The organism is Bradyrhizobium sp. MI1.11, assembly GCF_055811255.1.
Window position 1 is genome coordinate 1 of sequence record NZ_JBVVPM010000050.1, and the last position, 13693, is coordinate 13693.

The 13693-nt window shown below is 66.0% G+C and carries 11 protein-coding genes; 8 read left to right on the top strand and 3 right to left on the bottom strand.

The genetic code is table 11. The features are described 5' to 3' along the window. Positions 1–255: 255 nt before the first annotated feature. From AC0L30_RS33230 to AC0L30_RS33250, 5 genes are read left to right on the top strand one after another with little or no spacing between them, the layout of a single operon-like run. Positions 256–2013, top strand: a complete 1758-nt coding sequence (locus tag AC0L30_RS33230) for a dipeptide ABC transporter ATP-binding protein (protein ID WP_007597964.1) — start codon at positions 256–258, stop codon at positions 2011–2013. 19 nt (positions 2014–2032) lie between these two features. After that, positions 2033–2212: a DUF4089 domain-containing protein gene (locus AC0L30_RS33235; protein WP_007597962.1), complete on the top strand. Its 180-nt coding sequence runs from the start codon at positions 2033–2035 to the stop codon at positions 2210–2212. A gap of 7 nt (positions 2213–2219) precedes the next feature. Continuing rightward, positions 2220–3617 (top strand): AtzE family amidohydrolase, encoded by a 1398-nt coding sequence (locus AC0L30_RS33240; RefSeq protein WP_354127037.1) that lies wholly within the window; start codon positions 2220–2222, stop codon positions 3615–3617. Position 3618: 1 nt separating this feature from the next. Further along, on the top strand, positions 3619–4011 hold the full coding sequence (hpxZ, locus tag AC0L30_RS33245; RefSeq protein ID WP_007597958.1) for an oxalurate catabolism protein HpxZ: 393 nt from the start codon (positions 3619–3621) through the stop codon (positions 4009–4011). Positions 4012–4015: 4 nt separating this feature from the next. Beyond that, positions 4016–4738: a GntR family transcriptional regulator gene (locus AC0L30_RS33250; RefSeq protein ID WP_007597956.1), complete on the top strand. Its 723-nt coding sequence runs from the start codon at positions 4016–4018 to the stop codon at positions 4736–4738. 111 nt (positions 4739–4849) lie between these two features. Here AC0L30_RS33250 and atzF read toward each other — a convergent pair whose 3' ends face one another. Further along, positions 4850–6655: an allophanate hydrolase gene (atzF, locus tag AC0L30_RS33255; RefSeq protein WP_473406150.1), complete on the bottom strand. Its 1806-nt coding sequence runs from the start codon at positions 6653–6655 to the stop codon at positions 4850–4852. Positions 6656–6962: 307 nt separating this feature from the next. Here atzF and AC0L30_RS33260 point away from each other — a divergent pair, with 307 nt between their 5' ends. Further along, a complete protein-coding gene (locus AC0L30_RS33260; protein WP_473406139.1) occupies positions 6963–8813 on the top strand; it encodes a feruloyl-CoA synthase in 1851 nt (616 codons plus the stop codon). Positions 8814–9172: 359 nt separating this feature from the next. On the opposite strand, the gene AC0L30_RS33265 is transcribed toward AC0L30_RS33260, so the two are convergent. Next, positions 9173–9679 carry a MarR family winged helix-turn-helix transcriptional regulator gene (locus AC0L30_RS33265; RefSeq protein WP_473406140.1) on the bottom strand — a complete coding sequence of 169 codons (507 nt, stop codon included), beginning with the start codon at positions 9677–9679 and terminating at the stop codon, positions 9173–9175. Between the two features lie 84 nt (positions 9680–9763). Here AC0L30_RS33265 and AC0L30_RS33270 point away from each other — a divergent pair, with 84 nt between their 5' ends. Both AC0L30_RS33270 and AC0L30_RS33275 read left to right on the top strand, forming a co-directional pair. Then, on the top strand, positions 9764–10984 hold the full coding sequence (locus AC0L30_RS33270; RefSeq protein WP_354127034.1) for a cytochrome P450: 1221 nt from the start codon (positions 9764–9766) through the stop codon (positions 10982–10984). Between the two features lie 44 nt (positions 10985–11028). Beyond that, entirely contained in the window at positions 11029–12240 is a 1212-nt protein-coding gene (locus AC0L30_RS33275; RefSeq protein WP_473406141.1) for an ABC transporter substrate-binding protein, read from the top strand. A 175-nt stretch (positions 12241–12415) separates the two neighbouring features. Here the strand turns inward: AC0L30_RS33275 and AC0L30_RS33280 are convergent, their stop codons facing one another. Continuing rightward, complete coding sequence (locus tag AC0L30_RS33280) at positions 12416–13678, bottom strand: NAD(P)/FAD-dependent oxidoreductase (RefSeq protein WP_007597949.1); 1263 nt, start codon at positions 13676–13678, stop codon at positions 12416–12418. Positions 13679–13693: the final 15 nt, after the last annotated feature.

Sequence of the window (13693 nt, forward strand, 5' to 3'; positions counted from 1 at the left end):
CCCCCCCCCCCCCCCCCCCCCCCCCCCCCCCCCCCCCCCCCCCCCCCCCCCCCCCCCCCCCCCCCCCCCCCGCCCCGGGAGAGGTCTGAGTTCGTGGCTACCCCCTTCCCTGCCCCTCCCCCACAAGGGGGGAGGGAATGAGAGAGCGGTGCCCGCCTTACACGCAAATTCCACTCAGAAATTATTCAATAAATTCAACTGCTTCCCTACTGTGCATGGGGTTGTTTTCGAGCTTTTGAGTGTTGGGAGGCACCTATGACCGCCCAGCCGCTGCTCGACGTCCAGGACCTCACGGTCGAATTCACCACCCGCCGCGGCATCGTCAAAGCCGTCCAGCACGTCAACATCTCCGTCGCCAAGGGCGAGACGCTGGCGATCGTCGGCGAGTCCGGCTCCGGCAAATCGGTGACCTCCTATGCCGTGATGCGCATTCTCGATCGTGCAGGGCGGATCGCCGAGGGCTCGGTGATGTTCTCGGGCATCGACGTGAAGGCCGCGACCGAAGACCAGATGCGTGATTTGCGCGGTCGCGAAGTCTCGATGATCTTCCAGAACCCGCGCGCCGCGCTCAACCCGATCCGGAAGGTCGGCGACCAGATCGAAGACGTGCTGCGCACCCATGTCCAGCAGGCCATGGTTTCCGATCGCGGCGAAAAGGCGATCGAGGCGCTGGAACAGGTCAAGATCGCCCGCCCGCGCGAGCGCTATCACGCGTATCCGTTCGAATTGTCCGGCGGCATGTGCCAGCGCGTCGTCATCGCGCTCGCGCTTGCCTGCAATCCGCAGCTGCTGATTGCGGACGAGCCGACGACTGGATTGGACGTCACCACGCAGAAGGCGGTGATGGATCTGATCGTCGAGCTGACCAAGCGCAAGGCGATGTCCACCATCCTGATCACGCATGATCTCGGCCTCGCCGCAGCCTATTGCGACCGCGTCGTGGTGATGGAAAAGGGCCGGGTGGTCGAGACCGCAAAGGCCGCCGACATCTTCGCCAACCCGCAGCACCCCTACACGAAGAAGCTGATGCGCGCGACGCCGCGGCTGGGCGTGAGCCTGCGGGATCTGTTGCCGGAGGAGGAGACTCTTGCCTCTCCCAGCACCGTGTCCGCGGAAGCAGCCCCTCACCCCAACCCTCTCCCCGTGAAGGACGGGGAGAGGGAGAAGACGCCTCTTCTCCTCATCGACAAGCTGGTCAAGGAATATCCCCGCCAGGGCGCGACCGCCACGCTCGGAAAATTGTTCGGCCGCAAGCCGCCGGTCGAGCCGGATGTGTTCCGCGCGGTCGACGGCATCAGCTTCACGGTCGGCCATGGCGAGAGCGTCGGCCTGGTCGGCGAGTCCGGCTGCGGCAAATCGACCACGTCGATGATGGTGATGCGGCTGCTGGACCAGACCTCGGGCCTGATCCAGTTCGACGGCGAGGACATCGGCGCCATCGCGCCCGCCGGCTTTGCCCGGCTGCCGCAGCGCAGCCGCATCCAGATGGTGTTCCAGGATCCGACCGACAGCCTCAACCCGCGCTTCACCGCCGTGCGTGCCATCGCCGATCCCATCATGCAGCTTGGCGACATCAGGGGGCGGGACGCGCTCCGCGCCCGCTGTGAGGAGCTCGCCACCATGGTGGGCCTGCCGCACAATCTGCTGGATCGCTTCCCGCACCAATTGTCGGGCGGCCAGAAGGCCCGCGTCGGCATCGCCCGCGCCATTGCCCTGCACCCGAAACTCGTCATCCTGGACGAGCCGACCGCCGCGCTCGACGTCTCGGTCCAGGCGGTGGTCCTTAATCTGCTCCAGGACCTCAAGGCGCGGCTAGGTATGAGTTATCTGTTCGTCTCGCATGATTTGAACGTAGTGCGCTTGTTGTGCGATCGTGTCATTGTCATGCGGTCGGGTCGAATCGTCGAGGAAGGATCTTCCGAGCGGGTCTTGAGCGATCCGCAGGACGACTACACCAAGGAGCTGCTGACGGCGATCCCGCATCCGCCGCTGCAGACACTGGGCGCACACTGAGAGCTTGTTTGGGAGCGTGATGGCCGAACCGCTGGACGATTATATCGACGCTGTTACGAAAGCGTTGGCGTTGCCTGTCGAGGAAGCATGGAGGTCGTCCATTCGCGCCAATCTCGAGGTCTCGCTACGGCTCGGCCGCTTCGTCGACGAATTCGCGCTGCCGGACGAGACCGAGCCGGCGCCCGTCTTCACGGTCTGACGCCGCCATGACGACCAAGCCAGAGATGACGGCCTCCGAGATCGCGAGCGCGGTTGCGGGCCGCAAGATGTCGGCGCTCGATGCGACCGAAGCAGCGCTTGCGCGTATCAAGCAGCACGACACCATCCTCAACGCCTTCACCGACATCACCGCCGATCGCGCCCGCGCCAAAGCGCGCGCGATCGATGCCGACATCGCCGCCGGCAAGACCGTCGGCCCGCTCACCGGCGTGCCCTTCGCGGTGAAGAATTTATTCGACGTCGCAGGCCTCGCCACCCGCGCCGGCTCGAAGATAAACCGAGACCGCGCGCCCGCGACGCGCGATGCCACGCTAATCGAGCGTATGGAAGCGGCTGGCGCCGTGCTGGTCGGTGCGCTCAACATGGGCGAATACGCCTATGACTTCACCGGCGAGAACGTCCATGACGGTCCCTCGCGCAATCCGCATGATACCACGCGGATGAGCGGCGGCTCCTCCGGCGGATCCGGCAGCGCCGTCGGCGGCGCGCTGGTGCCGATCGCGCTCGGCTCCGACACCAACGGTTCGATCCGCGTGCCGTCCTCGTTCTGCGGCATCTTCGGCCTGAAGCCCACCTATGGCCGGCTCTCGCGTGCGCGCTCCTTCCCGTTCGTCGCGAGCCTCGATCATCTCGGCCCGTTCGCGCGCTCCGCCACCGATCTCGCGCTCGCCTACGACGCGATGCAGGGGCCGGATGCGGACGACGCCGCCTGCACCACCACACGTGGTCTGGAGCCGACGCTGCCGCTGCTCGCCAATCCGGTTTCGGACCTGCGCATCGCAATCGCCGGCGGGTACTTCCAGCAGAATCTGTTTCCGGAAGCCGTCGAAGCCGTCAGCCGCGTCGCCAAGGCGCTGGGCGCAACGCGCGTGGTGGACGTGCCGGAAGCCGCGCGCGCCCGCGCGGCGGCCTATGTCATCACCACCACGGAAGGCGCCTCGCTGCATCTCGACCGGCTCCGCAAGCGGCCGAACGATTTCGATCCCGCCGTGCGCGACCGGCTGATCGCGGGCGCTATGGTGCCGGCGCCGCTGGTCGACCGCGCGCAAAAATTCCGCCGCTGGTATCGAACGCAACTCGCCGAGATATTCAAGTCGGTCGACGTGCTGATCGCACCGGCGACGCCGTGCACCGCGCCGAAACTCGGCCAGATCAATTTCAATCTTGGCGGCGTCGAGCTGCCGGTGCGCGCCAATATCGGCATCCACACCCAGCCGATCTCCTTCATCGGCCTGCCTGTGGTTGCCGTGCCGGTGCCGCTCGAACCGCTGCCGATCGGCGTGCAGATCATCGCCGCGCCATGGCGCGAGGACATCGCGCTGCGCGTCGCATACGCGTTGGAGAAGATGGGCGTCGCCGCCGCGCCCAGCGCAAAAGGATTTTGAGATGGAGATCGATCTCCCCGACGTGATCGCGGACGTCAAAGCCGCGTTCGATCGCTATGAGCAGGCGTTGATCACCAACGACGTCGCGGTGCTCGGCGAGCTCTTCCGCAACGATCCCCGCACGCTGCGTTATGGCATCGGCGAGAATCTCTACGGCTATGAGGCGATCTCCGGATTCCGCGCCGGGCGCTCGCCGGTCGGCCTCAATCGCCGCACCGCGAAAACCGTGATCACCAGCTATGGCCGCGACACGGCGGTCGCCTCCACCCTGTTCTATCGCGACACGATGCCGGGCAAGGTCGGCCGGCAGATGCAGACCTGGGTAAAATTCCCGGAGGGCTGGCGCGTCGTCGCCGCCCATGTCAGCATCATCGACGAGTCGAAAGAGACCTGACCGTATGACGCTTGACGATCTTCCGCCCGGAGCGCTGCCGGCCGATCCGGCGGTGCCGCGTGTCGACCGGGCGTCACCATCAGCTCACAAAATCACGCGCGCCGAGGAGCTGCGCCTGCAGCTCGCCGACGAGATCGTGCGCGGCGCTCTGCCGCCCGGCGCGCCGCTTGACGAGACCGACATCGCGCGCCGCTTCAGCGTCTCGCGCACGCCGGTGCGGGAAGCGCTGCGCCAGCTCGTGGCAAGCGGCCTCGTCGAAGCACGCGCCCATCGCGGCGCGGTGGTGGCACAGCCTTCGTTCGAACGGCTGACGGGCATGTTCGAGGCGATGGCGGAGCTGGAAGCGCTGTGCGCGGGTCTTGCCGCCGAACGCATGTCGGCCACTGAGCGTCACGGTCTGGAAGCCATCCACGAAGAGCTGCGGGTGTTGAGCTACGCCGGCAATCCCGAGCGCTTCCACGAGGTCAACGAGCGCTTCCACAACGCGATCTATGCGGGATCGCAGAACGGCTACATCGCCGAGATCACGCTGGCGACGCGCGTGCGCGTGCAGCCGTTTCGTCGCGCCCAGTTCCGCAACCTCGGCCGATTGGCAAAGTCGCAAGCCGAGCACGACCGCGTCGTCGTCGCGATCATGCGCGGCGACAAGCAGGGCGCCGCCGCCGCGATGCGCGCGCATATCGAGCTGGTGCGCGGGGAGTACGAGATCTACGCGGTGTCGGTGTAGGGCCGCGCGCACGGTGCCGTAGGATGGGCAAAGGCGCAAAGCGCCGTGCCCACCATCTACCCAAGCTGACGGTGATGGTGGGCACGCTTCGCTTTGCCCACCCTACGAGACCTATGCCGTAGCGGCTTCCGCCATAAACTTCCGCCATCCACCATAAGCCGTGATATCTCGCGCCTCGCCCAGCACCTCGGGCTCGACGAGAAATCCCTTCACGCTGCGGCCATCCGCCAGCCGCACGGTGCCAATCGCCATCGGCGCGGGAATCGCGTTGACGAACTTGCCGAAGGCGGACGACGACAGCATCCAGATCTCCAGCTCGATCGACGCGCCCTTGCCGGTTTCGACGCGCAGCATGCCCGGCTTCGGCGGCGTGGTCTTCAATGCGTAGAGCTTGTAGTCCGCCGCGGTCCTGGTCGCCTCGATCAGCTGGCCGTTCAGCGCTTTCAACTCGCCGTTCAACGCCATGCCGGACAGATGCGCGCCGACCACGGCGATGGGAATCTCGTCGATGCCGTTTGCGGCAAGCGGCGCCAGCGCTGCTTGCGCCGCACCCTTTGCGCCAAGCGTCAGTTTGGTATCGGCATGAAACACGCGTCCGATGCTCGCGAGCAGCGCGTCGTGACCCGTGGGTGCAAGGAGCGTGATGCCGAACGGGATGCCGTCGGCGCGCATCGCCGCCGGCAGCGCGAGACCGCAGAGGTCGAGCAGATTCACAAAATTGGTGTAGGTGCCGAGCCGGCTGTTGAGCTCGATCGGATTGGCCAGCACCTGCGCGGTCGTATAGGCCGTCGGCGCCGTCGGCAGCACCAGCGCGTCGATATTGGTGAAGGTGCGCTCGGCGATCTTGCGCAGGCCCTGCAGGCGATAGAGCGCGGAGAAGGTCTCCGCCGCCGTTAACCGCGCACCGGCCGCGGTGATCTCGCGTGTCACCGGATGGATCGTATCCGGCGCGGAGGCGAGCAGGTCGCGGATCACGAGATAGCGCTCGGCGACCCACGGTCCTTCGTAGAGCAGCCGCGCCGTCTCGTAGAATGGCTCGAGGTCGAACTCGATGAGGGTTGCGCCAAGCGCGGTCCAGCGCTTCAACGCGTCAGCGTAAGCCGCTTCCGCCTTCTTGTCGCCGAAGAAGATCAGCTGTCCGCTGCGCGGCACGCCGAGGCGCAGGTTTGCCGGGAGCGGGGTGATCGCGCCGAGCGGCCGGTCGCGCGAGAACGGATCGGCCTGGTCGGGACCCGCCATCACGGAGAGCGCCAGCGCGGCGTCGTCCACGGTCAGCGCGAACACCGAGATACAGTCCAGCGTCCGGCAGGCCGGCACCAGGCCAGCGGTCGAAATCATGCCGAGGCTCGGCTTCAGACCAACGATGTTGTTGAGCATCGCCGGCACGCGCCCGCTGCCGGCGGTGTCGGTGCCGAGCGACAGCGGCACCAGCCCGGCGCCGACGGCGGTAGCCGATCCCGAGCTCGATCCGCCGGGAATGAGGTCCTCACGGATCGCGTTTCTGGGGATGCCATAGGGCGAGCGCACGCCGACAAGGCCGGTCGCGAACTGGTCGAGATTGGTCTTGCCGATGATGATCGCGCCGGCGGCGCGCAGCCGCGCAACCGCGGTCGAATCGTGTGTCGGGATGTACGAGAAGGCCGGGCACGCCGCGGTGGTCGGAAATCCCAGCGCGTCGATATTGTCCTTCACCACGACCGGCACGCCGTAGAGCGGCAGCGTGGCGGCCTCCTTCGCGACGAGCTTCTCGGCTTCCGCGATCGCGTCGTTTTCGTCGCGCAGGCTGATGAAGACGGCGGGATCGTTGTGGTCGCGGATGCGCTGATAGGTGCGCGCGACCGTCTGCGCCGGCGTGAGCGTGCCCGCGCGGTGCGCGGCCACGATCGCGGCGATCGTTTCAGGCTGCTCAGCCCCCATTTCAGCCCTCATGGCGACAAACTCCGGCTACGTCTCTTCACCCGGATCGAAGCAAGCGATGTGCCATTGTGTACAGAATCCGGGCAGGACAAGTGCTGCGGATGTTATCGAGAGATCAGTGGCTTGGGGGATATTTCGAGCGCCGGCTGGCCTGCGTGTCAGCGCCCTGTTACGGGCATTTGCGCAAATAATGGGCAGCTCACCGGGCCCGAGCTTGCGCCCCAACTATTGTCGTGGCCAACATGCCGGCCAACGCGGTCCGCGACGAGGCTGCGGCCGATCCCGGCTTCCGGGCGAGGAGGAAACCATGACAACCGCCCCTCGCGGTGATGCTGCGAGCCTGTTTGCGACACCCAGAACCGTTGCCGAGCATCGCGCCGACGGCAGCATCGTGCTGCGCTCGCCCGAGCCGCTGCGCGATGGCGCGCGCTGCGTTGGCGACTGGCTGGAGCAATGGGCCCGGCAAAAGCCCGACACGGTCTTCCTCGCTGAGCGTGACCGCGCCGATACGCCCTGGGCCACCATGACCTACGCGGGGGCCTTGCGGAGAGTCCGCGCGGCCGCGTCGTGGATTTTGGCGCAAGGACTCGGCGCCGAACGCCCGCTCGTGATCCTATCCGATAACAGTATCGACCATGCGCTGCTTGCGCTCGCGGCCCAGCATGTCGGCGTGCCCTCGGCCGCGATCTCGCCAGCCTATTCGCTGATGTCGAAGGATTTTGACAAGCTCAGGAGCATGATCTCGTTGCTGGAGCCCGGCGCGATCTATGTCTCCGCGACCAAGCCGTTTGCGGCGGCGCTGGCCGCGATCAAGCCGCTGCATCGTGCGCAGGTCATCAGCGGCAACGCGAGCGACGCCGATGCGCTCGCCTTTCGCACCGTTGCGGCGACGCCTGAAACGGCGGACGTCGCAAGAGCCTTCGCCGCTGTCACACCGGACACCATCGCAAAATTCCTGTTCACCTCGGGCTCGACCGGCACGCCGAAAGCCGTGATCAACACCCAGCGCATGCTGACGTCGAGCCAGCAGGCCAAGGCGCAGACCTGGACGTTTCTCGAACAGGGGCGCGACGATCTCGTCATTCTCGACTGGCTGCCCTGGAGCCACACCTTCGGCGCCAACCACAATTTCAATCTCGTGCTGCGCAATGGCGGCTCGCTCTATATCGACGGCGGCAAGCCGGCGCCCGGTCTGTTTGCGATGTCACTCGCCAATCTCAGAAGCGTGATGCCGACGGTCTATTTCAACGTGCCGCGCGGCTTCGATATGCTGATCGCGGCGCTGCGCGGCGACGGGGAACTGTGTCGCCGCTTCTTCAGCGAGGTGAAATTCGCGTTCTACGCCGGTGCCGCGTTGCCGCAGAATCTCTGGGACGCGCTCGAAGAACTCTCCGTCAAGACTGTTGGCCGCGCGATGCCGATGGTCTCGGCCTGGGGCTCGACCGAGACCTCGCCGCTGGCCACCGACTGCCATTTCCTCGCGGAACGCTCGGGCAACATCGGCGTGCCTATCCCCGGCACCGAATTGAAGCTCGTCACCTCGGGCGACAAGCTGGAGGTGCGCGTGCGCGGCCCCAACGTCACGCCGGGCTATTGGAAAGCGCCGGAGCTGACCAGGCAGGCGTTCGACGACGAGGGATTTTATCTCATCGGTGACGCCGTGAAGTTCGCCGATGCGAAGCGGCCCGAGCGCGGCCTGTTCTTCGACGGCCGCGTCGCGGAGGATTTCAAACTCAATTCCGGCACCTGGGTCAGCGTCGGCACGCTGCGCCTCGCCGGCATCGCCGCGCTGGCGCCGCTCGCGCAGGATATCGTCATCACCGGCCATGGCGGCGACGAGGTGCGCTTCCTGGTGTTTCCGAACATCGCTGCGTGCCGCGCGCATGCCGGCCTGCCTGAGACCGCAGGCGTCAACGACGTGCTTGCGCATGACAAGGTCAGAGCCGCGATCGCGCAGGGTCTGGCGAAGCTCAAGCAACACGGCGCCAACTCCTCCGGCCACGCCACGCGTGCCCTGCTGCTCGACGAGCCGCCGTCGGTGGACGGCGGCGAGATCACCGACAAGGGCTACATCAATCAGCGCGCGGTGCTGACGCGGCGTGCCGATGCGGTGGCGCGGTTGGATGACGCTGCGCCAGGCGAGTGGATCGGTCTGTAGGGCTTGGGCCCGTGCCCCGGAAGCAGCGCAGCACCCAGTGATGCGCTGCAGAGCCGGGCCTATCTCGTTTGTGCGCGCGGTCGCGTGGATCCCGGCTCTGCGCAGCAGCGCTTCACGCTGCAGCGCGTCCGGAACACGAGAGCGGGTGAAAGAAAAAGGCCAGCCAACCTGCCGCATTATCCTGCATGATTCTTTTGTTGCCTAAGCAACTAGTTTGTGCGAACCGTTCCAGACTAGGATGACGGCGGGAGAACCGCCGCGTCGGATCGGAGGAAGCTATGCTCGGCAGAGAGGGTACCGCCGGCGAACGACGGTGCATGCCCGGACATGACAGGGCTCAGCGCTCGCTGCGTGGTTCGTCAGGTCTCGGTGCTGCCGGTGACCGCGCCGAGATTTTCGTGCAGACGGCGCAACAGGTCGATCAGCACCTCGCGCTCGTCTTTGTCCAGGCAGGACAACAGGCGCCGTTCGCGCTCGAATGCCGCGACGATCACCTTGTCATGGATGGCGCGGCCCTTCGCCGTCAGCGAGATCGAGTGGGTGCGCCCATCGTTGGGATCGGTGCGGATCGAGATCAGGCCCCGCTTTTCCAGACCGGCCAGCGTTCGGCTCACCGGGCCCTTGTCGAAACCGATGACGTGGCAGATGCGCGACGCCGGAATGCCGGGCTCGATCGCCAGCAGCGACATGATCCGCCATTCCGTGACGTTGACGCCGAACTGCCGCTGATAGAACGCCGTGGCGCTGTTCGAGAGCTTGTTGGCGATGAAGGTGATGAACGCGGGGACGTAGCGGTCGAGATCGAGCGTCGGTCCCGTATCGGGGGGCGCAGGTTTCTGGCGGGCTCTGGTCGAAGACGGCGGCATATCGGGATTCTGTCTCGCGGCGTGTCCGAAAGACCTAAGGGTAAGCGCCGCCCTTGCACAAGATCAAAATAAGTGAGGACTTCCATGAGCGCTTCCAGCTCCCCGGAAATCAACGGTTCGTCGGCCGTCCCGCATCTCGACGTCGATCCTTTCGCGATGGATTTTTTCGCCGATCCCTATCCCACGCATGAGCTGCTGCGGGAGGCGGGACCTGTCGTCTATCTCGACAAGTGGAACGTCTATGGCGTCGCGCGCTATGCCGAGGTCCATGCCGTCCTGAATGATCCCGCGACCTTCTGCTCCAGCCGCGGCGTCGGCCTGTCCGACTTCAAGAAGGAGACGCCGTGGCGGCCGCCGAGCCTGATCCTCGAAGCCGATCCGCCCGCGCACACCCGCACCCGCGCGGTGCTCTCAAAGGTGCTGTCGCCGACGGTCATGAAGGGGCTGCGCGACCGCTTTGCCGCGGCAGCGGAACAGCGTGTGGACGCGCTGCTGGAGAAGCGCAGCTTCGATGCCATCACGGACCTCGCCGAGGCCTATCCGCTGTCGATCTTCCCGAATGCGCTCGGGCTGAAGCCGGAGGGGCGCGAACATCTGATTCCCTATGCGAGCGTCGTGTTCAACGCCTTCGGCCCGCCGAACGAGCTGCGCCAGGAAGCCATCGCGCGCTCGGCGCCACACCAGGCTTACGTCACCGAGCAGTGCCAGCGGGACAACCTCACGCCCGGCGGCATCGGCGCCTGCATCCACGCCCATGTCGACGAGGGTGCCATCACCGCCACCGAAGCGCCGCTGTTGGTGCGTTCGCTGCTGTCGGCGGGCCTCGACACCACCGTCAACGGCATCGGGGCTGCGGTCTACTGCCTCGCGCGCTTCCCTGAGCAGTGGCAGCGCCTGCGCAACGATGTCACGCTGGCACGCAACGCTTTCGAGGAGGCCGTTCGCTTTGAAAGCCCGGTGCAGACCTTCTTCCGCACGACAACCCGCGAGGTCGAACTGTCAGGCGCGACCATCGGTGAGGGTGAGAAGGTGTTGATGTTCCTGGCGGCTGCCAATCGCGATCCGCGGCGCTGGGACAAGCCTGACAGCTACGACATCACCCGCCGCACGTCCGGCCATGTTGGCTATGGCTCAGGTATTCACATGTGCGTCGGCCAGCTGGTCGCGCGGCTCGAAGGCGAGACAATGCTTGCGGCGCTGGCTCGCCGGATCGCGAAGATCGAGATCACGGGCGAGCCACAGCGCCGCTTCAACAACACGCTGCGCGGTCTTGACAGCCTGCCTGTAACGATCACGCCGGCCTGATGCTACTGGCGTCGAAGACAATCAATACGACAGGGGAGGGAACCATGAGACATTTGAAGTGGACGCTTGCGCTGGCCGCGAGCCTGATTGGCGGTGCGGCAAATGCCGAGATATCGGACAATGTCGTGCGCGTCGGCGTGCTCAACGATATCTCGGGCATCTTCCAGGACACCAACGGCATGGGTTCGGTCGAGGCCGCGCGCATGGCCGCTGAGGATTTCAACGGCGGCGGCAAAGGCATCAAGGTCGAGATCGTCTATGCCGATCACCAGAACAAGGCCGACGTCGGCAATGCCATCGCGCGCAAATGGCTCGATGTCGAAGGCGTCGACGCCATTGTCGACGTGCCGAATTCGGCGGTCGGTCTGTCCATCAACACGCTGCTGCGCGACAGCCGCATGACGTTCCTGGCATCGTCGACCGCGAGCTCCGATCTCACCGGCAAGGCCTGCTCCCCCAACACCATCCAATGGGTCAACGACGCCTGGGCCACCGGCAACACCACGGCGGCCGCGATGATGTCGCGCGGCGGCAAGGACTGGTATTTCCTCACGGTCGATTACGCGCTCGGCAAGGGCATCGAGGCGGAAGCCCAGAAATACATCGAGGCGCATGGCGGCAAGGTGTTGGGGTCCTCCAAGCATCCGCTCGGCACCTCCGACTTCGCCTCCTTCCTGTTGCAGGCGCAGGGCTCGAGGGCGCAGGTGATCGGGCTCGCCAATGCCGGCGGCGACACCATCAATGCGGTGAAGCAGGCCGCCGAGTTCGGGATCCAGCAGGGCGGACAAAAGCTCGTCGCCTTCCTGCTCTTCATCAACGACGTCCACGGCATGGGCATCAAGGTCGCGCAAGGGCTCCAGCTCATGGAAGCCTTCTATTGGGACATGAACGACGACACCCGCGCCTTCGCCAAACGCTTCGCGGTGCGGCCCGGCATGAACGGCAAGATGCCGAGCGGCAACCAGGCCGGAGTCTATGCCTCCACGCTGGCTTATCTGAACGCGGTCGCCGCCACCGGCAGCGACAATGCCAAGGACGCCGTGCCCGAGATGAAGAAGTTCAGGGGTAAGGACAAGCTGTTCGGCGACACCGCGATTCGCCAGGACGGCCGCGTCGTGCATCCGATGTATCTGTTCGAGGTGAAGAAGCCGGAGGAGTCGAAATATCCGTACGATTATTACAAGCTGGTCTCGACGATCTCTGCGGAGCAGGCGTTTCGACCGTTGGCGGAAGGTGGGTGCGGGTTGGTGAAGTAGTGATGTAGCCGCGAGCGCCGCTGCACCCTCTCCACCTGTGGGAGAGGGTGGCTTCGCAAAGCGAAGCCGGGTGAGGGGTTCTCTCCGCGAGTCATTCTCTTTCGAGCGCGCTGAGACAGACCCCTCATCCGGCGCTTCGCGCCACCTTTTCCGCAAGGGGAGAAGGAAGAAAAAGCTACACCACCTTGCTGCTTCCCTGCGTGATCAGCCTCGCGGCGCGCTGGTCGCGGGCGTAGATCCAGAGCCAGCTCAGCGCGACGCTGAGGCGGTGGCGCAAGCCGATCAGGAAGTAGATGTGGGCGATGCCCCAGATCCACCACGCGATGGTGCCGCGCAGCTTGATGCGCCCGAAGTCGATCACCGCGAGCCGTTTGCCGATCTGCGCGAGGCTGCCGGAGTGCTTGTAGCGGAACGGGCCTGTCGGCTCCTGGCGCAGCCGCGCCTTGATGGTCTCAGCCACGTGACGGCCCTGCTGCTTGGCGGCCGGCGCGATGCCGGGCACTGGCTTGCCGTCCCAGGCGTTGATCAAGACGGTGTCGCCGATCGCAAAGATCTCGGGATGACCGGGGATGGTGAGATCGGCCTCCACTTGGACGCGTCCGGCGCGATCGGCCGGTGCGCCCAGCCATTCCGCGGCGGGCGAGGCACGGACGCCGGCGGCCCAGATCTTGGTTTTGGCATCGAGCCGCTCGCCGCCGAACACCACGCCGTCGCGGTCGATCTCAGTGACGGCCTGTCCCAGCACGACCTCGACGCCGATTTTCTCCAGCGAGGCCTGCGCATAGGCCGAGAGATCATCGGGAAAGCCTGCGAGCACGCGCGGACCCGCCTCGATCAGCACCACCCGCGCCTTGTTGGTGTCGATATTGCGGAAGTCGGCTGGCAAGGTGTGGTGCGCCATCTCGGCGATGGTGCCGGCGAGCTCGACGCCCGTGGGGCCGGCGCCGACGATGACGAAAGTCAGCCGTGCCGCGCGTTTGGCCGGATCGGTCTCGCGCTCGGCGCGCTCGAACGCCACCAGGATATGACGGCGCAAGGTGGTCGCGTCCTCCAGCGTCTTCAGGCCGGGCGCGAACTGCTCCCATTCGTCGTGGCCGAAATAAGCGTGCCGCGCGCCAGTGGCGAGCACCAGCGTGTCGTACGGCACCTCGCTGCCATCGTCGATCAGCACGCAGCGCCTGTCGGCATCCACCCCGCTGACGGCCGCAAACAGCGTCGTCACGTCGCGCCGGTCGCGCATCAGATGCCGGACCGGCCAGGCGATCTCGCTGGTCGCGAGCGAGGCGGTCGCGACTTGGTAAAGCAGCGGCTGGAACAAATGATGGTTGCGGCGGTCGATCAGCGTGATCTCGACCGGGCTGCCGGCGAGCCGGTAGGTCGTCTCCAGCCCGCCGAAGCCGGCTCCGACAATGACGACGCGGTGCGGTGTCGTGGTCATGTTGCGCCCTCGAAT

Bases quoted from the DNA above. Each gene is read 5' to 3' on its own strand.
- AC0L30_RS33230 (WP_007597964.1), top strand. From the start codon at position 256: ATGACCGCCCAGCCGCTGCTCGACGTCCAGGACCTCACGGTCGAATTC.
- AC0L30_RS33235 (WP_007597962.1), top strand. From the start codon at position 2,033: ATGGCCGAACCGCTGGACGATTATATCGACGCTGTTACGAAAGCGTTG.
- AC0L30_RS33240 (WP_354127037.1), top strand. From the start codon at position 2,220: ATGACGACCAAGCCAGAGATGACGGCCTCCGAGATCGCGAGCGCGGTT.
- hpxZ (WP_007597958.1), top strand. From the start codon at position 3,619: ATGGAGATCGATCTCCCCGACGTGATCGCGGACGTCAAAGCCGCGTTC.
- AC0L30_RS33250 (WP_007597956.1), top strand. From the start codon at position 4,016: ATGACGCTTGACGATCTTCCGCCCGGAGCGCTGCCGGCCGATCCGGCG.
- atzF (WP_473406150.1), bottom strand. From the start codon at position 6,655: ATGGGGGCTGAGCAGCCTGAAACGATCGCCGCGATCGTGGCCGCGCAC.
- AC0L30_RS33260 (WP_473406139.1), top strand. From the start codon at position 6,963: ATGACAACCGCCCCTCGCGGTGATGCTGCGAGCCTGTTTGCGACACCC.
- AC0L30_RS33265 (WP_473406140.1), bottom strand. From the start codon at position 9,679: ATGCCGCCGTCTTCGACCAGAGCCCGCCAGAAACCTGCGCCCCCCGAT.
- AC0L30_RS33270 (WP_354127034.1), top strand. From the start codon at position 9,764: ATGAGCGCTTCCAGCTCCCCGGAAATCAACGGTTCGTCGGCCGTCCCG.
- AC0L30_RS33275 (WP_473406141.1), top strand. From the start codon at position 11,029: ATGAGACATTTGAAGTGGACGCTTGCGCTGGCCGCGAGCCTGATTGGC.
- AC0L30_RS33280 (WP_007597949.1), bottom strand. From the start codon at position 13,678: ATGACCACGACACCGCACCGCGTCGTCATTGTCGGAGCCGGCTTCGGC.